Origin of the sequence: uncultured Psychroserpens sp. (assembly GCF_947501425.1) — a bacterium.
Taxonomy (GTDB): Bacteria; Bacteroidota; Bacteroidia; order Flavobacteriales; family Flavobacteriaceae; genus Psychroserpens.
In genome coordinates, this window is record NZ_CANMVN010000007.1 from 40,192 (window position 1) to 62,033 (window position 21,842).

27 protein-coding genes are annotated in these 21,842 nt (G+C 32.6%); 16 read left to right on the plus strand and 11 right to left on the minus strand.

All coding sequences use genetic code 11. From position 1 onward, the window contains the following. Position 1: 1 nt before the first annotated feature. Together Q0951_RS11450 and Q0951_RS11455 are read left to right on the plus strand one after the other, a co-directional pair. Positions 2-826, plus strand: a complete 825-nt coding sequence (locus tag Q0951_RS11450; protein WP_299336982.1) for a glycosyltransferase — start codon at positions 2-4, stop codon at positions 824-826. Beyond that, complete coding sequence (locus tag Q0951_RS11455) at positions 823-1,314, plus strand: DapH/DapD/GlmU-related protein (protein ID WP_299336985.1); 492 nt, start codon at positions 823-825, stop codon at positions 1,312-1,314. The genes Q0951_RS11450 and Q0951_RS11455 overlap by 4 nt, the downstream gene beginning before the upstream one ends. 12 nt (positions 1,315-1,326) lie before the next feature. On the opposite strand, the gene Q0951_RS11460 is transcribed toward Q0951_RS11455, so the two are convergent. The 9 genes from Q0951_RS11460 to typA form a co-directional block, all read right to left on the minus strand. Beyond that, positions 1,327-2,085, minus strand: coding sequence for a transferase (locus Q0951_RS11460; protein WP_299336987.1), 759 nt, complete (start codon positions 2,083-2,085; stop codon positions 1,327-1,329). Next, entirely contained in the window at positions 2,078-3,565 is a 1,488-nt protein-coding gene (locus Q0951_RS11465) for an oligosaccharide flippase family protein (RefSeq protein ID WP_299336989.1), read from the minus strand. The genes Q0951_RS11460 and Q0951_RS11465 overlap by 8 nt, the downstream gene beginning before the upstream one ends. Before the next feature lie 16 nt (positions 3,566-3,581). After that, positions 3,582-4,889 (minus strand): O-antigen translocase, encoded by a 1,308-nt coding sequence (locus tag Q0951_RS11470; RefSeq protein WP_299336991.1) that lies wholly within the window; start codon positions 4,887-4,889, stop codon positions 3,582-3,584. Beyond that, on the minus strand, positions 4,890-5,993 hold the full coding sequence (locus tag Q0951_RS11475; protein ID WP_299336993.1) for a DegT/DnrJ/EryC1/StrS aminotransferase family protein: 1,104 nt from the start codon (positions 5,991-5,993) through the stop codon (positions 4,890-4,892). Further along, positions 5,990-6,862, minus strand: a complete 873-nt coding sequence (locus Q0951_RS11480) for a GNAT family N-acetyltransferase (protein WP_299336995.1) — start codon at positions 6,860-6,862, stop codon at positions 5,990-5,992. Before Q0951_RS11480 ends, Q0951_RS11475 begins: the two co-directional genes overlap by 4 nt. A 151-nt stretch (positions 6,863-7,013) precedes the next feature. Then, positions 7,014-8,507, minus strand: coding sequence for a hypothetical protein (locus Q0951_RS11485; RefSeq protein WP_299336997.1), 1,494 nt, complete (start codon positions 8,505-8,507; stop codon positions 7,014-7,016). Further along, positions 8,500-9,885: a class I SAM-dependent methyltransferase gene (locus Q0951_RS11490; RefSeq protein ID WP_299336998.1), complete on the minus strand. Its 1,386-nt coding sequence runs from the start codon at positions 9,883-9,885 to the stop codon at positions 8,500-8,502. The genes Q0951_RS11485 and Q0951_RS11490 overlap by 8 nt, the downstream gene beginning before the upstream one ends. After that, positions 9,869-10,084, minus strand: coding sequence for a hypothetical protein (locus Q0951_RS11495; RefSeq protein ID WP_299337000.1), 216 nt, complete (start codon positions 10,082-10,084; stop codon positions 9,869-9,871). The genes Q0951_RS11490 and Q0951_RS11495 overlap by 17 nt, the downstream gene beginning before the upstream one ends. 80 nt (positions 10,085-10,164) lie before the next feature. Beyond that, positions 10,165-11,964, minus strand: a complete 1,800-nt coding sequence (gene typA, locus Q0951_RS11500) for a translational GTPase TypA (protein WP_299337002.1) — start codon at positions 11,962-11,964, stop codon at positions 10,165-10,167. 319 nt (positions 11,965-12,283) lie between these two features. On the opposite strand from typA, the gene Q0951_RS11505 reads away from it, so the two are divergent. From Q0951_RS11505 to Q0951_RS11515, 3 genes are read left to right on the plus strand one after another with little or no spacing between them, the layout of a single operon-like run. Further along, entirely contained in the window at positions 12,284-12,631 is a 348-nt protein-coding gene (locus tag Q0951_RS11505; RefSeq protein ID WP_299337004.1) for a hypothetical protein, read from the plus strand. Between the two features lie 37 nt (positions 12,632-12,668). Beyond that, positions 12,669-13,487 carry a 3-deoxy-8-phosphooctulonate synthase gene (gene kdsA / locus Q0951_RS11510; protein ID WP_299337006.1) on the plus strand — a complete coding sequence of 273 codons (819 nt, stop codon included), beginning with the start codon at positions 12,669-12,671 and terminating at the stop codon, positions 13,485-13,487. Positions 13,488-13,490: 3 nt separating this feature from the next. Then, entirely contained in the window at positions 13,491-13,964 is a 474-nt protein-coding gene (locus Q0951_RS11515) for a GNAT family N-acetyltransferase (protein WP_299337008.1), read from the plus strand. Positions 13,965-13,967: 3 nt separating this feature from the next. On the opposite strand, the gene Q0951_RS11520 is transcribed toward Q0951_RS11515, so the two are convergent. Both Q0951_RS11520 and Q0951_RS11525 read right to left on the minus strand, forming a co-directional pair. Beyond that, a complete protein-coding gene (locus Q0951_RS11520) occupies positions 13,968-14,327 on the minus strand; it encodes a DUF1801 domain-containing protein (protein ID WP_299337009.1) in 360 nt (119 codons plus the stop codon). 6 nt (positions 14,328-14,333) lie between these two features. Next, entirely contained in the window at positions 14,334-14,687 is a 354-nt protein-coding gene (locus Q0951_RS11525) for a hypothetical protein (RefSeq protein ID WP_299337011.1), read from the minus strand. A 52-nt stretch (positions 14,688-14,739) separates the two neighbouring features. Between Q0951_RS11525 and Q0951_RS11530 the strand changes: the two genes are divergently transcribed. From Q0951_RS11530 to Q0951_RS11580, 11 genes are all read left to right on the plus strand, one after another. Further along, positions 14,740-15,711: a transglutaminase domain-containing protein gene (locus Q0951_RS11530; protein ID WP_299337013.1), complete on the plus strand. Its 972-nt coding sequence runs from the start codon at positions 14,740-14,742 to the stop codon at positions 15,709-15,711. Between the two features lie 68 nt (positions 15,712-15,779). Further along, positions 15,780-16,409 (plus strand): hypothetical protein, encoded by a 630-nt coding sequence (locus Q0951_RS11535; protein ID WP_299337015.1) that lies wholly within the window; start codon positions 15,780-15,782, stop codon positions 16,407-16,409. Positions 16,410-16,454: 45 nt separating this feature from the next. Further along, positions 16,455-16,748 carry a transcriptional regulator gene (locus Q0951_RS11540; RefSeq protein WP_299337017.1) on the plus strand — a complete coding sequence of 98 codons (294 nt, stop codon included), beginning with the start codon at positions 16,455-16,457 and terminating at the stop codon, positions 16,746-16,748. Positions 16,749-16,804: 56 nt separating this feature from the next. Next, on the plus strand, positions 16,805-17,569 hold the full coding sequence (locus tag Q0951_RS11545) for an oxygenase MpaB family protein (protein ID WP_299337019.1): 765 nt from the start codon (positions 16,805-16,807) through the stop codon (positions 17,567-17,569). 56 nt (positions 17,570-17,625) lie between these two features. Beyond that, a complete protein-coding gene (locus Q0951_RS11550) occupies positions 17,626-19,023 on the plus strand; it encodes a DUF4173 domain-containing protein (protein WP_299337021.1) in 1,398 nt (465 codons plus the stop codon). Between the two features lie 7 nt (positions 19,024-19,030). Then, complete coding sequence (locus Q0951_RS11555) at positions 19,031-19,402, plus strand: hypothetical protein (RefSeq protein ID WP_299337023.1); 372 nt, start codon at positions 19,031-19,033, stop codon at positions 19,400-19,402. Between the two features lies 1 nt (position 19,403). Beyond that, positions 19,404-19,904, plus strand: a complete 501-nt coding sequence (locus Q0951_RS11560) for a Coq4 family protein (RefSeq protein ID WP_299337025.1) — start codon at positions 19,404-19,406, stop codon at positions 19,902-19,904. Beyond that, the gene (locus tag Q0951_RS11565) at positions 19,897-20,184 is read left to right on the plus strand and encodes a hypothetical protein (RefSeq protein ID WP_299337027.1); all 288 of its coding nucleotides are present in this window, start codon (positions 19,897-19,899) and stop codon (positions 20,182-20,184) included. The genes Q0951_RS11560 and Q0951_RS11565 overlap by 8 nt, the downstream gene beginning before the upstream one ends. Before the next feature lie 4 nt (positions 20,185-20,188). Beyond that, positions 20,189-20,818 (plus strand): ElyC/SanA/YdcF family protein, encoded by a 630-nt coding sequence (locus Q0951_RS11570; protein WP_299337029.1) that lies wholly within the window; start codon positions 20,189-20,191, stop codon positions 20,816-20,818. Continuing rightward, a complete protein-coding gene (locus Q0951_RS11575; RefSeq protein ID WP_299337030.1) occupies positions 20,815-21,198 on the plus strand; it encodes a DUF2809 domain-containing protein in 384 nt (127 codons plus the stop codon). The genes Q0951_RS11570 and Q0951_RS11575 overlap by 4 nt, the downstream gene beginning before the upstream one ends. Further along, positions 21,186-21,842, plus strand: a complete 657-nt coding sequence (locus Q0951_RS11580) for a DUF1361 domain-containing protein (protein WP_299337032.1) — start codon at positions 21,186-21,188, stop codon at positions 21,840-21,842. The genes Q0951_RS11575 and Q0951_RS11580 overlap by 13 nt, the downstream gene beginning before the upstream one ends.

The following is a 21,842-nucleotide window of genomic DNA, read 5'->3' on the forward strand; positions in this document are numbered from 1 at the left end:
TATGAAACACTATTTAATTACCCGATTCAACTTAAAGAATGCCAATTGGCATATATCAGGAAGTGATCAAGATGTTTTATCAAAACAATGGCTGGATCATCGGTTTGAAATTTTTGAATCTTACTGTCTTCCATCTGTAGAAAACCAAACGTGCAATAGTTTTACCTGGCTGGTGTGTTTTGATATCAATACACCCAAAAACTATCTCAAAAAGATTGACGACTTAAACCAGCAATTATCAAACTTTCAACCATTATTTATCGATGGATTTGATCATTTGGAATCGGAGTTATCAGACTATATAAAAAAAGATGCTACGCAACATCAGACTCATGCTATTACAACACGATTAGATAATGACGATATCATACACAAGGATTTTATTAAAAGCATTCAGGAATTATCAGAGCCAAATAATGCTGCAATAAACATAAGCTCAGGCTACCAATTGATATTAAACAATGCTCATTACAGCGTTAGGTTGGTAAAAAAAGCATTCAATCCATTTATGAGTGTGATAAGTACATTAGAAAATTTTGAAAGTGTTATCTCTAAAGAACACCATCACTGGAAATTACACCCAAATATAATTATAAATCATAATGACCGACTTTGGATTCAGTTTGTTCACGGGAATAATATCTTAAATGATATTAGTAAAACCTCAAAAAAGACAAGTGTTTTCAATGCTTCTGAATTCGGACTTAAAAATATAAGGATCAAAGAGGGTAAATTTGAAGTTATTTTATATAATATTGTGATGTATCCACAGAGATTATATCACAATTTAAAACAGGACATAAAACATATTTTTAAAGCCAAATGAGTATAAGCAATATAATTTCAGACAAAGCTACTATTGGAAAAAACGTGCAAATAGGCTCTTTTTGCATCATTGAAGATGATGTTGTTATTGGTGATAATACCATTATTAAGAGCTACGTTGAATTAAGAAAAGGAACTGTTATTGGACAAAATTGCTTAATAGATTCTCGTGTAAGTTCTTCAGGGAATTGTGTAATTGGGAACAATGTTGTAGTGAGATACGATAGTATTTTGGCTCGAGGTTTAAAAATAGGTGACAACTCCTATTTAAGTCCTAGAGTTATGACCAATAATCTTAACACCAATAAAGAACAAATTGGTGGTGCGCATATAGGTAAAAATGTTTTTGTAGGCACCAATTGCGTATTACACCATGGCATAACCGTTGGAGACAACAGCGTTCTGGGTGCTTTGGCATACGTCAATAAAAATGTTCCGAAAAATGAAGTTTGGTTTGGAAATCCTGCCAAATTTCAAAGAAAGGTATAATACGCTAAGTGTTTATAATTTTACACGTTTATACCTAAAAAGATTCTCTTTTTCTGATTCCCAATCTCTGATGTAATTCTCTTTAATCAATTTAGCTGGAACACCACCTAAAAGAATTTCAGAACCTAAACTACGATAATCTTTATTACACAAACTATTTGAGGCTATAACACAATGATCTGGCGTTTTTGTATTAGACATGATAGACACACGATTGGATATGGCATTATAATCTCCTAATATAATCTCTCCTGACATTGGATAGGATTCTCCAGTTTTGGAGTTTTTCATAGGATGAGATGTCGTATCTACCAACTGCGATTCGTAACCTATACCACACCAGTTACCTAGTATGATTTTATTGGTGCAGATAAGCTTAACATTAGACCCGAGACATCCCATAAATCCGAATTCGCAATAAGCATTCTTATCTACACTCAAAAACACATCTTTCCCAAAATGTGCATGACCTTTAAATACAAGGTTTCCATTTAAAATAATTTCAGCTATTCCTTTTGATCTCGACATTTTTTCAAATTTCTGTCCGAAACCTATCATCGCTTTTTTAATAGGAGCCTCTATACTTACTGAGCCATTCAGACTTGAGAACTTAACTTTTCCGTAGAAATAGAAAGGGAGTTTTTTGGCTTGATCAAACGGAAGCATTTTAAAATTAAAATACAAGGTTCTATACCAATTTACAGTAAAAAAGAATTTAATACGATTTATCATCCTTCGTATAAATGATGTATTTCTTTGAGGTTTACTCATTAGATGTTTTAAAAAAACGTTTTAATATGACTTGAAAGTTAACTCTTTTGTTCAATTGATAATACGAATACACACCAGAAATAATAATTAGTAATGCACATAATACATATTTATAGATCAAATCATTGATGTATGTCACGCCAAAAGTTGCTAAAGACAAACTTAATAAAACTATAAAAATCCCCATTAACTCAGTGTGCAATTCTAATTTATACCGCTTAGAAGTAATGATCTTGAGTCCAATAAAATGACAGATATAATATATTAAAAAGCTAATACCTAAGCCTTCTAAGTCATAAAAATAGTAACCTAATATGTTTAGAACAAGCATTAGTGTATTAAAAAACAGAGCTGTTTTTATGAATAACTTTGAGTCTCCTTTAGCTAAGATAACATAACCCATAGACCATGATAGAGTTTTAAACAACATCCCCAAAATAGCCCAAGACATAAACCCAACAATCACCAAAAATGCTTTAGAATACAAGAGCTTAATAATTAGTGGTAAAAATGATAAAAATCCAACTACTAGTGGACCAATAAGAAGAATTCCAATAACAGATTGCTGACTTACAGTTTTATTGATCTCATCTCGAGATTCTATAATACCCGATAACTTCGGGAAATAATCAGTCCGCATCGCATTAAAAACCATACCAACGTAGGAATTTAGTATAACGAAACCAGCAAGGTAAAACCCAACCACATCTACACCACCAACTTGACTCAAATACAACTGAAACACATATGCTGCTACTAGACTTATGGAAGCCTGTAAGCTTAACATAAACCCTAATCTCAACATTCCTCTAGCCTTTGTGTAGGCGTCTCTATTAGAAATTTTTAGTTTTTCAAATTTAACTTTGTTAGCATAAAACCAGCTAATGAGTAGACTAACCACAGATGAGAGTATAATTACTGGCACAATGGCATCTAATCTGTAAAAATAATACAGTGGCAAACTAACAAGAAGCGCTAAAAAATTACCTAATAAATTGGCTTTTGCCAACAGGTTTAATTTTCTATAGCCTTGTAGTATAGCTAACTGTCCAGCTGTTAACTGGCTAAATAGTAAGGATAAGGATATCCAAATAAAAGCAATAGTATAATTGTAATTATCAAATGCCAAATGGCTTAATAATGGGGAAAGTATAATGGTAGCTATAATACCTAGCAAACCCGTAAACCATACCACTTTTTTAATGGTAGCTATTATTAATGCTGATTCTCGGTCGTTTTGTTTATTTCTAGTAAGTGCAATCTCTCTAACAGCAGTAGTACTTAATCCTAACCGTGTAAATTCTCCAATAACTTTTAATGTAGACATGAGAAGACCAATAATACCCATTCCAGTAGGACCAATCCAAATGGCAATAACTTTTGATCTAATGATTGAAATTATAATATTGAAAACCTGTACAGCTCCAAAAAGAGACGTAGATTTTAATATACTCGTATAGTCATTACTTTGTTTAGGCATTAAACCCGATATCTAGTTAAGACTCTTTAGAATCTTCAGAAATGATTCCAAACAGAGATGTTCCAAAAATAAGCAACACAATGCCATAATGCATTAAATAACTAATAAAATGTCCGATAACAGCACCTTCAACCCCAAAAACATCAATAAGATAGACACTTGAAATGTATAACATTATCACTAAAAAAACCTCTATTATAATAAAGTGCGCAAACATCTTTTTTGCCAGAAATTGATATGCAATTACTATGGATAACACTTTTACGAAATCGCCCAGAAGTTGCCACAAGAACAGGTTTTCAACAGGTTTGAATTCTTCGGAAAAAATTATCGGTACAATAAAAGGTTTAAGTAGGTATATTAATATCAGTCCCAAACCAAAGATTGGCATTACCGACTTATAAAAACCAAACACTTCTTTTCTAAATTCTTGTTTACTGTCAATCTCACTAAACCTAGGAAGAATATACAGAGTAATAATAGACATGATAAACATGAGGTAATAATCAGATATTCTGTTCATTGCTTCCCAGTATCCTGCTTCCTTTATACCAATTTCGGAAATGATATAATTACGAATACAGATTGAAATTAATGGTAATGCAATAGAAGACACAAGCGCCATAGCAGCATATGGCCCAAACGTTTTGAGTATATCAAAGTTTAAGTGATCAACTTTAATATAGGTCATTAGATTTCGTCTGTTAATTATTCCAACTAACGTAATCAAAAATATCAAAGATGGTGCAATTACAGCTGCTATTAATGCCCCATCAATATTGTTCTCATAAATTAAAAGCAGTGTAACTAAGAGCCCTAAAATTTGACCAATAATATTAATAATGAGTAACATTTTATAGTTAGAAAACCCATTCATTATTGAAAAACTCATCATATTTAATCCATAGAACGGTAAGGCCAAAGCCATAATTCTTATGATGTAAGCGTAATTAAAATTTGAAGAGAATAGTAGGTCATTAATAAATTCAGCATTATAATACGACAAAAAAGAAACAATAACCGTTGAGAAAAAGCATAAATAATAAGCCGTGGATAAGGTTTGACTTAATTTGACACTATCATCTTTAAACTTAGCAATGGTTTTAACTACACCATTGTAAAATCCTAAAATAGAAACCGATTGTATTGCACTTAAGAAATTTCGGAGATTACCAATAAGTGCCATACCTTCTACTCCAATAAATATAGCAATAGCCTTGGAGGTAATAATACCTGCTATAATTTTGGTAACAATAGTTGCTGAATTAAGATGCGCAACTTTAAATAATACATTAGCATTAATGTATTTTATCAAGTTCTTCAATTAATAAAGGTTTAGGGCATTAATAATTGTTTCAATCTCATCATTAGTCATCACAGGACTCATAGGAATACTTATTACAGTCTCATGAATAGCCTCTGTGATGGGTAAATATAAAGATTTATATCGCAATAGTGCCTTTTGGTGGTGTGGCGCAATTGGATAATGAATTAAGTAGCCTATTTGATACTTCTCTAAATGGTCAATAAAATGTGATCTGTTGTCTACCCTAACTACAAATACATGAAATACATGATTATTTGACAAATCATAAAAAGGTAGTCTGATTTTTGGGTTCTTGATCTCATTTAAATAACGCTGGGCAATCGTCCTTCTAATTGAATTATCATCATCAAGATGCTTAAGTTTTACATTTAAAAAACTGGCCTGTATCTCATCTAAACGACTATTGAAACCAATCTTTTCATTGATGTACTTTTTTGAACTTCCGTAGTTGTGCAATAATTTAATACACTCTGCAAGTTCCGTATCATTTGTGGTTACTGCTCCAGCATCACCAAGGGCACCAAGATTTTTAGTTGGATAAAAACTAAATCCTGAAGCATGAGACAAGTTACCTGCTTTTTTTCCTTCAGAAGACAATACAGCTCCATGTGCCTGAGCTGCATCCTCTATTACCAGTAGATTATGGGTTTTTGCTATATCATTTATTGCAACCATATCAGCTAACTGTCCGTACAAATGAACAGCCATAATGGCTTTAGTTTGCGGTGTTATGTGTTTTTCAATTTCCGAAGGTGATATATTGAATGTTGCTTCATCTGGCTCAACAAAAACAGGTTTTAAACCAGAATTGATTACAGATAAAATACTAGCTATATAAGTATTTGCCGGAATAATGACTTCATCATTTTCCTTAAGTTGACCCAAATCCATATAGGCTCTAAAAATGAGTGTGAGTGCATCAAGGCCGTTAGCAACTCCAATACAATGTTTTGTTCCGCAGTATGCTGCATAATGCTCTTCAAAGCTGGAAACTTCAGATCCTTTAATGTAATAACCTGTATTTAAAAAAGATTGAAAGCCTGATGTTAGCTCATCTTCAAACCTAGTATTGATTTTATTTAAGTCTAGAAATTTTATCATAGCATTACATCATCTAACAACTTATAATTTTTAGTATCTACTTTATAAAAATCTTGTGTAATCGTTCTGGCTCCAAATCCTTCTTTCCAATATTGCAATCCTTGATTGACATTCCTGCCATTATTTTCATTAGAAATTCCAAAATCATAATACCTTTTATCTGTGAATATATGATCTATTAAATGCATATGCAGAAAATCTAAACTTCCTAGTAAGTTCTTATCTGAATTTCCAGAAATATATTGAGAGTGTGCCACAGTAGCGGTTTCAAAAACTGTTGTTCCTGCAACTATAGTATCATCTTTATACACATTAAATTGCCTGATATGCTTTGGAAACCGTTGTTTTAATAGTGTTATCTCCTCTAAAGTATGCACTGGATTAGTCTTGTGTTTCTCTTTAAGATTGACTTTTAAAATCTCATTCCAAAACGCATCAAAACTATCAACTTCCCTGACCACGAGATTGTGTTTCAATCCGCGTTTATAACCATCAATTCTATCTTTAGAACGCTTAGGTTGGTCACTTATTTGCAAAACAGCTAAGGCGTCTCGTCTGGTTAAATCTGCATTTACGAGAAACATTAAATACGCTAGCTCATCACTTGGCTGATCAACATAAATAGAAGGCAACAATTTAAAATGAATAATATCAATCCCATTCGTTTTCAAAAATTTCAATACAGACCTTAAAACATGTAAGGTGTCTTTAAACTTAATATTTGAATTCAACAAGATTCCTCCATAGGTTAACCCTTGATGCGAAAAGACCGTATTTTCTAATGTATTTGCTGGTAATAGTGCTACAAGCTTTTCATTCTTGTAAATCATTAGTGAAAAATCATCAAAACGATCTTGATGATAATCCATAAAACCCCTGTTAAACAAAAACGTAGCATTCTTAGAATGAGATACAAATGCATTCCATTCTTCTAGCTTATTAGGTTGGTATATCTCTATATTGAAAATAAGTCTGTGTTTATATTTATGTTGCTAATTTAACAACTGAAAAGGGTTTAAACTAATTAGTTACTTTATTAAATACTACATTTCCTTCATTATCTATAGTCTCATAGACGCCATAAGGTGCACCTTCATCAATAATTAAAAAGCTTTTATCGTCTTGCAGATGATCCAAATAGCTATCATTTTCACCTAAGTAAGAAAATAGAACTCTAAATAGGTTCACCCCAGACTCTATATGAGGTGTGGCATTTGCATCTGGCCACTTTATTGCTAAAGCAGACGAAAATACAGATTTTATAATATCTGGATCTGTTTGTTTGGTTCTGCATTGAGTTGAATACTCTAAACCTACAAAACCACCATGATCAGCCATGATAATAATTACACTATTAGGATCTTTAGAATTGATCATATTAACAGTCTTTGTTAACCATTCATTAGCAGCTTCGAGATTCTTAAAATACCTATTACGTTCTTTTTCTTTTCCAATAGAATTGCGTTTAAATGCTGAAATGTGCCTAGGCAGCATTTTTTGAACAAAATAAAAATTGTTAGTTGACGCATTAGAATCTATAGCATTTTCCAGGTCCTTATAAATGTCAATAGTTGTTTCAAAACCTCTTGCCAAATAAGGTAAATCGGAATAATCTATGTTACTCTCATCATAATAAAGCGTTGGTCTGTTACACAATAAATAAGGTTTTTCAATAAGTAAAGATGTATGGTAATTATTAGTGTTAAAAATAGATACAACCGGATTATCTCCAGAAATTATGCTTCTGGCATTTACCACTTCACTAGAATGTTTTTTAGGGTTGTTGTAATAATGATGTTTCATTGAAAACAATGACATATTAGAACTTAATGTAGAATAATAGTTACTTCTATACTCTGGATATAACTCAAATCCCGATGTCTTCAAAAAGGCTTCAAATTTAGAATTATCATAATTATAATGTCCTCTTTTTAGCTCACCAAAACTCGTGTAACCATCTGCCTGAATAAGATATATATTTGGTGTTTTCTTAAACTGTACTTGCTCTATAGTATCTTCTTGTACCATCCAATCTCTGGAGTACGTCAATTGACCATATAGCTTTGGCACTAATTTAAAAGCTACAACCAAGACCAATAAATATTGAAATACTATAATTTTATTAATGTATTTCCATAACCAGTAACTTACAATTACAGACCCAACAATTGCCAATAGAAGGTATTTTGTATGAAACCCTTTGGTGCTTATCACAATTAAAACAGAAAAAGTGATAAAATTCAGAATTGGAATACTATATTTTGAATAGACCTTGAGTAGTTTCACGTTTTCAAATAAGCCCTTTATCAGAACAAAAACAACAATTGGAATTCCTAAGAAATTAACTAGAAAAAACCCTAATTGCTCCCACGAATTGACAAAAAAGAAATTGTGATTGTAATAATAAAGCACAGGAAACAAACCAGCAGCAATAGCCGCTGTGATAGCACCAGCATCACTTCTTGAAGCAAATGCAATTATTTGCTCCCTTATTTTAGTTAGTCTTTTAATCATGAATTGATTTTAATAAAAACATCTCACGCTCAGAATTGTCAATGCTAACCTTTTCAATCACATCAAAGTACCTAGTGTAACAGGATTCAAAATGCTTAATATTGTAAAAATCGAAATGAGCCTTAAATTCTCCTTTAGTGTTTAACAAACGTTGAACCCAGGAGTCATCACGCTTTGGAAATTCTATAATCAGATATTTTGAAAAACTTGAGAAGAACTGAGCCGATAATTCAAACGGAATGTTTCCACTCAATGTCATATGATGAATGACAGCCAGAGCCATAGTTACATCAGGTGCGTAACGCTGTATCCGTTTTAAAAATGAATCGCGCTCTTTGTTATTGAATCCAATATTTGCTGAGGGATTTAACACATCAAATACAAAAGGCAACATGTATGTTTCCTTGTTGATTTTCAAAGTCTTAAAATTAGCATCAACAGCATTGTTATCAATATCACAAACTAGGGCTTGCTTTACATTATGATGTATTTTTCTAACAAAGGTCCCATCATTGCCGCCTATATCAATAACTGAGTTAGTGTTTAGTTGTTTAACCCAACCATCAATAATAGTTGACTTTTGATCAAAAGCGTCATTAGCATAATTTGTTTTGTCGTAATAGTTACCCCATTCGCTGGACTCATCTAAAGACATTTTCTTTATAAAATCGTAAAGACTGGTAATAATATTTAATTGTGCCTTTTTTGACAACTTACTAACTTTAGAAACTCCTTTATAATCTTCATTATGCTTGTGTTCATATTTAGCTAGCAAATGAATATTTGAATATAAGAAAGGATTTAGCTTTGTTTTAAACGGAAGCATTGAAGCTATCATTTTTACAGGAATACCGTCCATAAACGTATTCATAAGTTTCAATGATTCAACTCCATTATACTTGGCTAGTAATAATGGTCCTAAAAAGTGGGATACAAATTGCTTGTAGGCTCTCCACGGCGTATTTTCAGTATAAAAATCAAAAGATAAGGTATCTATAAACACCATGCGACCTTCGTAAAAAGTCACGTTAAATGCTGAAGCATCTTTTAAAGCAAAACCTTGTTCTAATGCAAATTTTTGAATTTTAAGTGTGAGTAACGCGGCAGCCTTATACATAATAAAACTCCATTCGTAAGGATATGTAAAAAAGGGAATTTGCTCAGGTTGTATAATAATCTCACTATCAGAAACGGATAGTTCTTCATGAGGAATTAATAAACCGGCATTATGTAATTTTTTGAAAACTCCATTGGATTTAAGAGCTTGGTACTGTTCAAAATAAAGAGGAGAAATAGACCGTTTAACTACACCTTGGTCAATAAAAATAAAACCCGAAGGATCTCTAAACGATGAAGAATGTCTATTGTTGGTTGTCACTATGCGATTTGCTTTCTATATCAGAATCTTTAACATCAATGTCATCAAATACCTCGTCATCATGTTTAGTAATTCCTAAAAATGATTTGATCTTAAACATTAAGTTTTTAGAAAATAATACAACTCCTGCTACTGCTGCTACAATGGCCTGAATAATCATTGCTCCAAGTCCTGGATCAAAATATAAGAAATGTATCATTTTTAACTTTTTGTAAATATAGAAAAACTCATAACAAAAAAAAGGAATCCCATTAGTGATTCCTTTTTTGTTATCATATGTTATATCGCTTTATTACGCTTTCTATCAACCTCTTTAAGGTAAATTTTACGTAATCTCAAATGATTAGGTGTTACTTCAACATATTCATCTTTCTGAATATATTCAAGAGCTTCTTCTAAAGAAAATTTAATAGCAGGTACAATCTTAGCTTTATCATCTGCACCAGAACTACGTACATTACTTAACTTTTTGGTTTTAGTAACATTAACTGTCATATCATCACCACGCGAATTTTCTCCAATCACCTGACCTTCGTAAATATCTTCACCTGGATCGATAAAGAATTTACCTCTATCCTGTAATTTATCTATTGAATAAGGAATGGCCTGACCATTTTCCATTGATACTAAACTTCCATTTTGACGCTCAGGAATCCCACCTTTCAACGGTTGATACTCTTTAAAACGGTGAGCCATGATTGCTTCACCTGCAGTAGCTGTCAACAATTGATTACGCAAACCAATGATACCTCTTGAAGGTACTATAAATTCACATACCATTCGTTCGCCTTTAGCTTCCATGCTTAACATTTCACCTTTACGCATGGTTACCATTTCAATAGCTTTACCAGAAACCGTTTCAGGTAAATCAATTGTCATTTCTTCAACAGGTTCGCATTTTACACCATCAATCTCTTTGATGATTACTTGTGGCTGACCAATTTGTAGTTCATAACCTTCACGACGCATGGTTTCGATAAGAACCGATAAGTGTAATACACCACGACCAAAAACCATGAATTTATCTGCGCTATCCGTTTCTTCAACGCGGAGTGCTAAGTTTTTTTCTAACTCTTTAGTTAAACGTTCTTTAATATGTCTTGAGGTTACATATTTACCATCTTTTCCGAAGAAAGGAGAGTCGTTAATTGTAAACAACATACTCATAGTTGGTTCATCAATAGCAATGGTCTTCAATCCTTCAGGTGATTCCCAATCGGCAACGGTATCACCAATTTCAAATCCTTCAAGACCAACAATAGCACAAATATCTCCAGCTTGAACTGCATCAACTTTCTTACGTCCTAATCCTTCAAAGGTATGGAGCTCTTTTATTTTAGATTTCACAATACTTCCATCGCGTTTAACCAAAGAAATATTCTGTCCTGCTTTTAATTCTCCACGAGTTAAACGTCCAATAGCAATTCGACCAGTAAATGATGAAAAGTCCAAAGATGTAATTAACATCTGAGTAGTTCCTTCTTCAATCTTGGGAGCAGGAATATGCTCAATTACCATATCTAAAAGTGGCTCAATATTATCTGTTGGCTTTTGCCAATCCTCACTCATCCAGTTTTGCTTGGCAGATCCATATACTGTTGGAAAATCCAACTGCCATTCTTCTGCTCCAAGTTCAAACATTAAGTCAAATACTTTTTCATGAACTTCGTCAGGAGTACAATTTTCTTTATCTACTTTGTTAACTACTACACATGGTTTTAATCCAAGGTCAATGGCCTTTTGTAATACAAAGCGTGTTTGTGGCATCGGACCTTCAAAAGCATCAACTAATAACAATACACCATCTGCCATATTGAGTACACGCTCAACCTCACCTCCAAAATCGGCGTGACCAGGAGTGTCAATGATATTGATCTTAGTGTCTTTGTAAATAACAGAAACGTTTTTTGAGGTTATAGTAATACCTCTTTCTCTTTCAAGATCGTTGTTATCGAGAATTAAATCTCCTGTGTTTTCGTTTTCACGAAATAACTGACAATGATACATGATTTTGTCAACCAAAGTAGTCTTACCGTGATCAACGTGTGCAATAATTGCAATGTTTTTAATATTAGTCATAATAGACGCCTTATTTTAAGCGTGCAAAGGTACATTAATTTCTCGGTATTTTTTTATTATGGAAGAATTAATGAAGATGATGAACCTAATTTCCTACAAGAAGATTGATTAACACTACCAAATTAGCCTAACACATTGATAATTAATTATTTCAATCAGCTCTGTTTTTAATGTTAAAATTTCAGAATCTTTAGTTAATTTAATGTTATTCTGATAAATATATATAATTTCTGTTCGTATCTTTCGTTACATAAATGATTAATAGTAAATAGCCTCCCAAACCAGCCATTTGGGCCATTTACATCTGAAACCCTAACAGATGGAAAAAATTAACAAATATTCAAAATTTGTACCCTACCTCTATTTCTTAGCGGTAATTGTATATTGGTTTACTGATGTTAATAGAAGTAACGGACTTACAGCATATCCAATACTGTTGTTTGGCATTCCTTTTCTTTGGCAAATCATTAAACCAAATAGAAAACTTAATTTTTCATTAGGAATAACATTCGTATGTCTATCATCTTACATGATTTTGGCTTATCTCTCTGACGTGCTTAATATTGTACAAACAAAAGAAATCATTGCTTATGGCGGATTATTTGTACTCGCTAACTTTGTTATGGCACTATGGATGATAAGAAATAGCATGAATAGAAGCTTTTAATATGTATCTTTGCAGCTGAAATTGAAATTTTAAGCAGATGCAATTATCAGATATTCCTAAACTAAAGCATACGAATTCTAATAACTTCTTTTTACTGTGTGGCCCATGTGCTATCGAGGGTGAAGATATGGCACTACGTATTGCAGAAAAAGTCATAGCCATCACAGATAAATTAGAAATTCCTTATGTTTTCAAAGGAAGTTTTAAAAAAGCTAACCGAAGTAGAATTGATAGTTTTACGGGTATTGGTGATGAAAAAGCACTAAAAATTCTCCAGAAAGTTTCACAAACTTTTGATATCCCAACAGTTACAGATATTCATGAATCTTCTGACGCAGAACGCGCTGCTCAATATGTAGATGTATTACAAATTCCTGCCTTTTTGGTTCGTCAAACTGATCTCGTTGTTGCTGCTGCCAAAACAGGTAAAGTGGTCAATTTAAAAAAAGGACAATTTATGAGTCCGGAAGCCATGAAACACGCTGTGCAAAAAGTTAAAGATTCTGGTAGTGATAAGGCCTGGATTACAGATCGAGGTACTATGTTTGGATATCAGGATATGATTGTAGACTTTAGAGGCATTCCAACTATGCGAGCTATTGCACCTACGGTTCTAGATGTCACTCATTCATTACAACAACCAAATCAAAGTGTTGGTGTCACTGGCGGACGACCAGATATGATTGAAACAATTGCCAGAGCAGGTGTTGTAAATAATGTAGACGGTCTATTTATTGAAACGCACTTTGATCCAGCAAATGCTAAAAGTGATGGCGCAAACATGCTGCATTTGGATAACCTTGAGCACTTATTGACCAATTTAGTTGCCATTAGAAAAACGGTTAATAGTTTATAAATCATGATAGACGACATCGAAATTAGGGAAGCCACTCTGGACGATATACCAGAGATTACATCAATTTTTAGAGATACGATTAGAACTGTAAATAGTAGAGATTATAACGACAAGCAAATTGAAGTTTGGGCATCTGGCGCAGATGACATTGACAAATGGGAAGAGCGTATCAAGACATTCTATTTTATTGTTGCTGAAGTTGGAGACACCATTGTTGGTTTTTCGTATTTAACCAAAGGCTACTATCTCGATGGCTTATTTGTCCACAAAGATTTTCAACGAAGAACCATCGCTTCTAAATTACTAAGAATTATGGAATCCAGAGTGTCAATTAATGGGTTTGACACCATCAAATCTGATGTAAGTATTACTGCACTTGATTTTTTTGACTCTCACTTTTACGAAGTAGAAAAGAAGCAGAAAAAATCACATAAAGGGATGGTGTTTGAAAATTACATTGTCTACAAAGACTTATAAAGACTACTTTAAAAACGACTTATTCTTGTGCTTTTCAACTTCCTTCAGAATATTAATAAACAATTCATCATCAATATCCTCTAAGGTTTTATAACGCATTGACTTTACTACTTTGCGCTTTTCGGAGACCATAAACTCGGTATATTTTTTCAAATGTGCCGAATGCCAAAAACCAACATCTATATAATCTTTACTTTGATTGAGATAACATATTGGGCGATTATTGACATAGTAACAAGGAATTCGCCATTTATACTTCATTTCAGCATCAGGAAACGTATGCTCAATAAGTATCTGTAGATGCATTAAAATTGACCTGTAAGGTTCAGGCTGTTTTAATATGTACGCCTCTGCTGGATTCAAAACAAACTAGAATAATCTAATAATACCAAATACTAAAAGTGCAATTCCAATAATGGCCTTAAATGGCATTAATTTATCAGATAGTTTTTTTAGACCATCACCCAAAGCAGGCACTTTACCAATAGAGTGTGCTAAAAGTAAAATTCCACCTAAAATACTTACAACATTATATAAAACACCATTCCAAAATTTCAATACAGCTAACACGATAAGTGCTCCACCAATAATGGTTTGAAAAGGTGCTAAAAACCCAGCTATCTTATTAAAAAAATTACTTTCTCCATCCCATTTATCTAGTGTAGCAAGGCCAAGTAAAAGACCACCTGCAATATTGGCTATAGTTAAAAGAAGTCCCATCATTATTTCTGAAAATTTATTGTTATTCCATAAATATAATTATTATCTTTAAGTTATGAGGCAACTCTTGTTAACACTTACCTTTCTTTTAGCTTTTATTAGCTATTCCCAGAACTATAACCATGTTGATTCTATTGTAAGCAACTATCCTGATAAATTCAGATCCATCAACTATTTTGCAAATAGAGTAGCAAAAGATTTTGATACAGATCTTGATAAAACCAGAGCAGTATACTATTGGATTGCAAATCATATTGTGTACGACTATAAATCTCGAAGGAATGGTTCAAATGGCTATAAATCTATTGAGGTGACCACAGAAGATGATTATAAGCATAAGCTTCTAGCAATGGAAAAAAAATATGCTGAACGCGCTTTAAAACGTAAACTCGCCGTTTGTGAAGGCTATGCACAACTATTTAAGTTTACACTTTTAGAATTAGGAATAGAAACTGAAGTCATTAGTGGTTTTGCAAGAATTAATCCTTCGGAAATTGGACGAATAAGAAACGATACCAATCATGCATGGAATGCTGTCAAAATACAAAATGAATGGAAGCTTGTTGATGCGACTTGGTCAACTGGTAGCGAAGAAGAAGTTCCAGAGCGGTTCAACTTTAGAGATACTTATTTTTTTATCGCTCCAGAAGATCTTATCCTATCACATTTCCCGAAAGATAAAAAATGGCAGTTATTAAAAAACCCTTTAGATAAAGCCGATTACTTTTACCAACCATTGTTTTATGAAACTTACTACGATTCTGGATTGAAACTTAAGGAGAAAACACAAGGACTTATAAAGATAAAATCAAAAGACTTCATAGAAATTACATTTGATGCTATCGATCCAACTCATAACTATTACTATGCGTTTTCTGAATTTAGCACTTCAAAAAAGTTATTTTTTGAGAAGAAAAACGGCAAGTACGTGACCAAAATCCCTTTTAATTCAAATCGTAAAACAGTGCTTGGTATTTATCATAATTTCACTGCAGCAATCGATTTCAAAATTATTCCAGCCAAATAGGTTTATGAAAGGTTTAACTTGTTTTATTCAACTTATTTTATTTACTTTGTATTTCAAAGTACTTTATAATGGAATCAAAAGACTATTTAAAAGACATATCTGAGATCAAGACCATGATGAATAAATCATCTCGATTTTTATCCATTAGTGGGCTTTCTGGAATTCTGGCAGGCATCTATGCACTTATTGGTGCTTATTTCGGTTATAATATCATCTACGCCAACAATATTGTAACCATTGATGGCTACAGAACATTAATCATTACTGAAGATGGTTTAACTAACATTTTTATTGTGGCCATGACTGTTGTTGTGATGTCTATTGTAACTGGTATCATTTTAAGTTACCTGAAAGCAAAAAAGCAAAGCGAAAGTATGTGGGATTCCACCTCAAAACGGCTCATTATTAATTTTATGATTCCCTTAGTTACAGGTGGAACATTTATCATGCTATTGTTGGAAAAAGATGCTTATCCTTTTATAGCGCCTCTCACCATGATATTTTATGGTTTGGCATGTGTTAATGCGAGTAAATACACCTTGGGTTATATTAGATATTTAGGATTGACAATGATTGTTATTGGATTGATCTCTACCTACTTTTTAGGATACGGATTGTTCTTTTGGGCCTTAGGATTTGGAGTTTGCCATATTTTCTACGGAACAATTATGCATTTTAAGTACGATAGACTAAAATAAGTTATCCTTTGCATAACTTTGAACTATTAATCTGAAACCAGAGGCGTGAGCATCATCAACAACATAAATAAAGCATTTGACCATCGAATTAGATTGGGTATTATGTCCATTTTAATGGTTAATGAATATGCCGATTTCAATATGCTGAAAGAATTACTTGGTGCTACCGATGGCAATCTGGCAAGTCACACAAAAGCATTAGAGAATGCCGAATATATTAAAGTTGAAAAACAATTTATAGGTAGAAAACCTAACACACGCTACTCTACTACTAAATTAGGTAGAGCAGCATTTAAAAAACACATTGAAGCACTTGAAAAACTAATTAATAAACAATAACTAAGTATATATTTTTTTATGCATTCACTTTGAAATTCAAAGTAAAAAAAAGAAAAATGAAACATTTTGTAGACAAACATTCGATAGTGAGAGAGATTTGGGGAAAAAGCGATACCATACTCCTCATTTTTGCTGGTGCTTCAGCTGAATTTGCACTCAACAAAGTTGTAGACTGGCTTTACTTTACAGGTAAGCTCCCTAAAGATCCTTTAGGTCGATTGTTTTCTACTGTGTCTTATGCAAGAGCCATTGTATTTTCAGAAAAGCAAATGGCATACACAGCCATAGATAGAATTAATACGATACATAGTTCAGTAGAGAAAAAACGCGGACAATCAATCCCTCAATGGGCATATAGAGATGTTCTATTCATGCTTATAGACTACTCGATTAGATCTTATGAAATACTCGAACGTCAATTAAAAACTCATGAAAGACAGGATGTCTTTAATGTTTTTATGGACGTTGGAAAACGAATGCACATTCAAGATTTACCTAATGATTACGAGGCGTTCAAAATCATGAGACATGAGCATATCAAACAAAACCTTTATAATGGAAAATTTACAAAAGACCTATACAAACAATACCGGAAACACTTAGGGTTTTTAAGATATCGATTATTACTCGAATCACAGAGTTTAATTGTTCCTAAAGCAGTAACTAAACTTTTAAAGTTAAGAAGTATCTCCTTTTTGAGTCCGCTAATTTCAATTTACAAACTCAGCAGATCGTTGAAACTAGACAACATAATAAAAGCCATACTATTACCATCAAATTATAAAAAAGAAATAAAATCTTTAAATCAAACAACATACTGACACCTATTTTTTTTATCTCATCACTTTGAATTTCAAAGTACTTTAAAATTTATACTATGAAACAAATTTCAGTCATCATCGCATCATTTCTATTCAGTTTACTTTTTTTTGAAAAGTATATTGGTTTGAATCTGTCCATTTTTTCAATTATTACCATCGTGTTTTTAGGTGTATATAATCCTGTAAAATTTAAAGACAAAACAGTACTACTATTTACACTTGCTTACCTTCTCACTGCTGTATTTGTATTTGTTCAGCATTCATATCTATCAATCATTGCCAACTGTGTTGCCTTTTTCACTTTGGTAGGTCGAGTCTCTCAAAGCAATACATCTATCTATGTCAATTGGCTAAATGGTTTGTATACCACAATAGCTGGGTTTTTCCATAGAAACATTCAAGTTGATGAGGATAAAACAAAAGTGAAATGGAACAAGGATATTGATGTACTGCATTGGACTAAACTCATTGGCATCCCATTGTTTTTTGTCATTATGTTTGTTCTTCTATATAAAAATGGAAACCCAGTGTTTAATGATTTGATCTCTAAAATTGATTTTAGTTTTATCAATGTACAATGGGTTTTATTCTCTGTATTGGGTTACTATTTATTCAGTAATATCTCTAAACCCATTAGAGTGGAGCCTGCAACCTCAACAGATTTAAATGTTAAGAATGAATTACTCAAATCGGATGATTTTTCCGAAGAAAAACTCCAAAAAGAGAAGCAATTAGGAACCACACTTATAGGATTATTAAATCTTTTGATTGTCTTCTACATAGTAACCGATATTTCGTATTTAATGACCAATCAAACTGTAAAAGCTTCGGTTTTTTCCAGTCAGGTTCACAGTGGTATTAATACCCTTATCTCCTCAATAATAATCGCAATTATCATCATTCTTTACGTTTTTAGAGGTAATCTTAACTTCTACAAAGAGAATAAAGTTCTTAAATACCTCACTTATACGTGGATCATCCTCAATGCGCTTTTAATTGTTCTTATAGCCATTAAAAATCATAATTATATTACCGCTTTTGGTCTGACTTACAAACGTATTGGTGTTCATATTTATATTCTGCTGGCATTTATTGGGCTCATTACAACATTTATTAAAGTATTGAGCATTAAAAATATGGCATTCTTATTCCGAAGAAACACTCAAATTGCTTTTATCGCTCTTATTGGTTTTAGTAGCATTAATTGGGACCATGCCATTACTTCATACAATCTTAATCATGCCAAATCATTTGATCTGGATTACCTTATTGGCTTATCTGAAAATAACGCATTACTGCTCAAAAAATACAGTCAGAAAGCTGAACTAAGCTCTAATTATTATAACAGGATTGATAAAAAATATGCCACTTACTTACAACGTACTGAAGAGCGAAGCTGGCAGGAAAAGGCCTATGCCGACTTTTACTTAACTGAAAACGATAAATCTCTATAACATTGCTATGAATCTCCCAAGTAATCTTTCAAAATCTTGTCTGATAGCTGCAGTCATTTTCTGGATAATCATTGCTACTGAAGAGAAAGACATAGGCTTGATGCCCATTATGTTTGTATCGTTAATTCCAATATTCTTTGTAGTTACCATTGTAGTTATTGGTAGTATTTGTCCGATTTTTTGGCTTAGAAAATCTGAAACTTTCGGCAACAAAGCCATATTTAAAACCTTTTACCCATACTATGCTATAATAGCTTTTGGTATTTGTTCTTTCGGGATCATAGCCTCAGATTTTGACATCTATATGATTGCTTTTTTCACGTCCGCTTTTATAACCACGAGCCAATGTTGGGTTTGGTTCGCAAAAGAAAAAGATTGATATGAAAACATTGAGAAAACAATTCATCGAATGGCTCTTTAAACATTCACAAAACATATACACCAATATGTTCAAACATCATAAGGCCTGGGGAATTAATACTGAGGAACTACTCACCTATCCTGAAACGTCTTTTGGCAGACATTTGGGTGAGTTTTTAGATCAAAACAATTTTGAGCTCATTGCCAAAGTAGAACGTCACGATGCTTATCACACACTAACAGGTTATGGAACAAAAGTAGAAGATGAGATTGCTTTACAGTGCCTGTGTTTCGGGAACGGCAAACGTAGTATCTATTTGTATGGCGCTATGATATTAGGCATAATTATACTGCCTGATTATTATAAATATTACTATCGCTCGTACTGTATAGGAAAAGCGTCAAATCCGTTTCATCACTATGACTACAAAAAATTATTACATATTAATATTGATGATTTTAGAGACGCTATTTTTACAAGATCACAACTTAAAACCTTAGTATTTCACTGCCATGGATAGACTTAAATTAACCATATGGATCACCTTAGTATTTTTTGGTTTTGGATCCATGCTTTTTGCCTTACATCTTTTTGATAAAGATAGTTTTGTCATTATAATATTTGGATACTATTATGTGTTATTCTGTGTAGTATTCAATAGTTTGTTGGTTTTGATCTTACTCTTCATTTTACTACTGAAGAACAACAAAGCAAAAACCTTGAAATCCATTGGAGTTCTATTAATTAATATTCCAATTGCACTACTCTATTTTAATATTGTAGTTAATACCATACATTAAACCTATGAAAAAACTTAAACTCTTCTTACTACTCATTGTATTTCTGTTGATCGCATTAATGATTACAAATTACATGGTAAGCTATCAGGCAAAAGGTAAAATCTACACTTCCACCTCTAAAATTCCAAAAAACAAAGTAGGCCTGCTTCTGGGAACTGCTAAATTTTTATCCAACGGAAATATCAACTTGTATTACACCTATCGGATAAATGCAGCCGTAGCCCTCTACAAAGCAAATAAAATAGAATATATTTTAGTGAGTGGAGACAATGGACGAAAGACTTATGATGAGCCAACAACATTTAAGGAGGATCTGATAGCCAAAGGCATTCCTGAGGATAAGATATTTTTAGATTATGCTGGTTTTAGAACATTAGATTCTGTGATAAGAGCTAAAGAGATTTTCGGACAAGACTCCATTACTATTATTTCTCAAGAGTTTCATAATGAACGTGCCATATACTTAGCCAAACACAATAACATAAAGGCCATTGCTTTTAATGCTAAAGATGTTCAGGGACGTTACGGACTCAAAGTACAGCTCCGTGAATATCTAGCCAGAGCCAAAGCTTCAATAGATGTATTGTTTAATGTATCTCCTAAATTTCTAGGTGACAAAATAGAAATCAAATGACCATCAAGTTCAATACATATTTTTTTGCATCAAGTCTGTTGCTGCTTTCTACTGAAATCTGTATCGCAGCATTTTTAACCGAAGGTTTTATAAGACATACCTTTGGAGATTTCCTGGTGGTTATTTTGATCTATTGCGCTATAAGAAGTGTTATTGATACAAAACCGTTACATGTCGCTATCGCTGTTCTTTTGTTTGCCTTTTTAGTTGAGTTTTTACAACTATTCAATCTTTTAGATTATTTAAATCTCAGAGACAATGAACTTGCTGTAATTGTATTAGGAAGTACATTTCATATCTCAGACCTCATCGCCTATACTTTAGGTGTCATTACTATTTTTTTAATTGATAAATATATCTGTATCACATGGAAACCATAAAAACATTAATTCTCAATCGGTTTAAAATCTTATCATTATTAACCATTTCAATGGCATTGAGTATCGTGCTATTAATGATTAGAATGAAACTCCACCACTCTTTTTACCTGCTATTTTTAGTGTGGAATCTATTTTTGGCTATCATCCCTTTTGCAATAACTACAGGACTAACAAGTAGACCAAAAGCAAATAAATTCTCCTTTTTTATATCGTTTAGCGCTTGGATACTTTTCTTACCAAATGCACCATACATTGTTACCGATTTACTTCATCTTACCAACAGTAAACCTCATTTACTTTGGCTAGATGTACTAGTCATTACATCTTTCGCTTTAAACGGATTGATTCTATTTTTCTTATCGCTATCTGATATGGAAGAACTTCTAAAACAACAATTAAACGTTAAGTTCATCATTCCTATACTAGTTTCTATTTTTGGCTTAACTGCCTTTGGAATCTATCTTGGACGATTTCTACGATATAATTCCTGGGAAATCATAAACAATCCTTTAAATCTTTTTTCAGATAGTATTAACCTTTTATTTGAACCCAATCTTGAAGCCTGGATATTCACATTGACGTTTGGTGCTTTTTTAGCCATAACCTATTGGATGTTAAAAGCATTCTCAAATTCTAAAATTTAA

Excerpts from the sequence above, each read along its gene's own strand:
- Q0951_RS11450 (WP_299336982.1), top strand. The coding sequence starts at position 2 with ATGAAACACTATTTAATTACCCGATTCAACTTAAAGAATGCCAATTGG.
- Q0951_RS11455 (WP_299336985.1), top strand. The coding sequence starts at position 823 with ATGAGTATAAGCAATATAATTTCAGACAAAGCTACTATTGGAAAAAAC.
- Q0951_RS11460 (WP_299336987.1), bottom strand. The coding sequence starts at position 2,085 with ATGAGTAAACCTCAAAGAAATACATCATTTATACGAAGGATGATAAAT.
- Q0951_RS11465 (WP_299336989.1), bottom strand. The coding sequence starts at position 3,565 with ATGCCTAAACAAAGTAATGACTATACGAGTATATTAAAATCTACGTCT.
- Q0951_RS11475 (WP_299336993.1), bottom strand. The coding sequence starts at position 5,993 with ATGATAAAATTTCTAGACTTAAATAAAATCAATACTAGGTTTGAAGAT.
- Q0951_RS11480 (WP_299336995.1), bottom strand. The coding sequence starts at position 6,862 with ATGGATTATCATCAAGATCGTTTTGATGATTTTTCACTAATGATTTAC.
- Q0951_RS11485 (WP_299336997.1), bottom strand. The coding sequence starts at position 8,507 with ATGATTAAAAGACTAACTAAAATAAGGGAGCAAATAATTGCATTTGCT.
- Q0951_RS11495 (WP_299337000.1), bottom strand. The coding sequence starts at position 10,084 with ATGATACATTTCTTATATTTTGATCCAGGACTTGGAGCAATGATTATT.
- typA (WP_299337002.1), bottom strand. The coding sequence starts at position 11,964 with ATGACTAATATTAAAAACATTGCAATTATTGCACACGTTGATCACGGT.
- Q0951_RS11505 (WP_299337004.1), top strand. The coding sequence starts at position 12,284 with ATGGAAAAAATTAACAAATATTCAAAATTTGTACCCTACCTCTATTTC.
- kdsA (WP_299337006.1), top strand. The coding sequence starts at position 12,669 with ATGCAATTATCAGATATTCCTAAACTAAAGCATACGAATTCTAATAAC.
- Q0951_RS11515 (WP_299337008.1), top strand. The coding sequence starts at position 13,491 with ATGATAGACGACATCGAAATTAGGGAAGCCACTCTGGACGATATACCA.
- Q0951_RS11525 (WP_299337011.1), bottom strand. The coding sequence starts at position 14,687 with ATGATGGGACTTCTTTTAACTATAGCCAATATTGCAGGTGGTCTTTTA.
- Q0951_RS11530 (WP_299337013.1), top strand. The coding sequence starts at position 14,740 with ATGAGGCAACTCTTGTTAACACTTACCTTTCTTTTAGCTTTTATTAGC.
- Q0951_RS11535 (WP_299337015.1), top strand. The coding sequence starts at position 15,780 with ATGGAATCAAAAGACTATTTAAAAGACATATCTGAGATCAAGACCATG.
- Q0951_RS11545 (WP_299337019.1), top strand. The coding sequence starts at position 16,805 with ATGAAACATTTTGTAGACAAACATTCGATAGTGAGAGAGATTTGGGGA.
- Q0951_RS11550 (WP_299337021.1), top strand. The coding sequence starts at position 17,626 with ATGAAACAAATTTCAGTCATCATCGCATCATTTCTATTCAGTTTACTT.
- Q0951_RS11555 (WP_299337023.1), top strand. The coding sequence starts at position 19,031 with ATGAATCTCCCAAGTAATCTTTCAAAATCTTGTCTGATAGCTGCAGTC.
- Q0951_RS11560 (WP_299337025.1), top strand. The coding sequence starts at position 19,404 with ATGAAAACATTGAGAAAACAATTCATCGAATGGCTCTTTAAACATTCA.
- Q0951_RS11565 (WP_299337027.1), top strand. The coding sequence starts at position 19,897 with ATGGATAGACTTAAATTAACCATATGGATCACCTTAGTATTTTTTGGT.
- Q0951_RS11570 (WP_299337029.1), top strand. The coding sequence starts at position 20,189 with ATGAAAAAACTTAAACTCTTCTTACTACTCATTGTATTTCTGTTGATC.
- Q0951_RS11575 (WP_299337030.1), top strand. The coding sequence starts at position 20,815 with ATGACCATCAAGTTCAATACATATTTTTTTGCATCAAGTCTGTTGCTG.
- Q0951_RS11580 (WP_299337032.1), top strand. The coding sequence starts at position 21,186 with ATGGAAACCATAAAAACATTAATTCTCAATCGGTTTAAAATCTTATCA.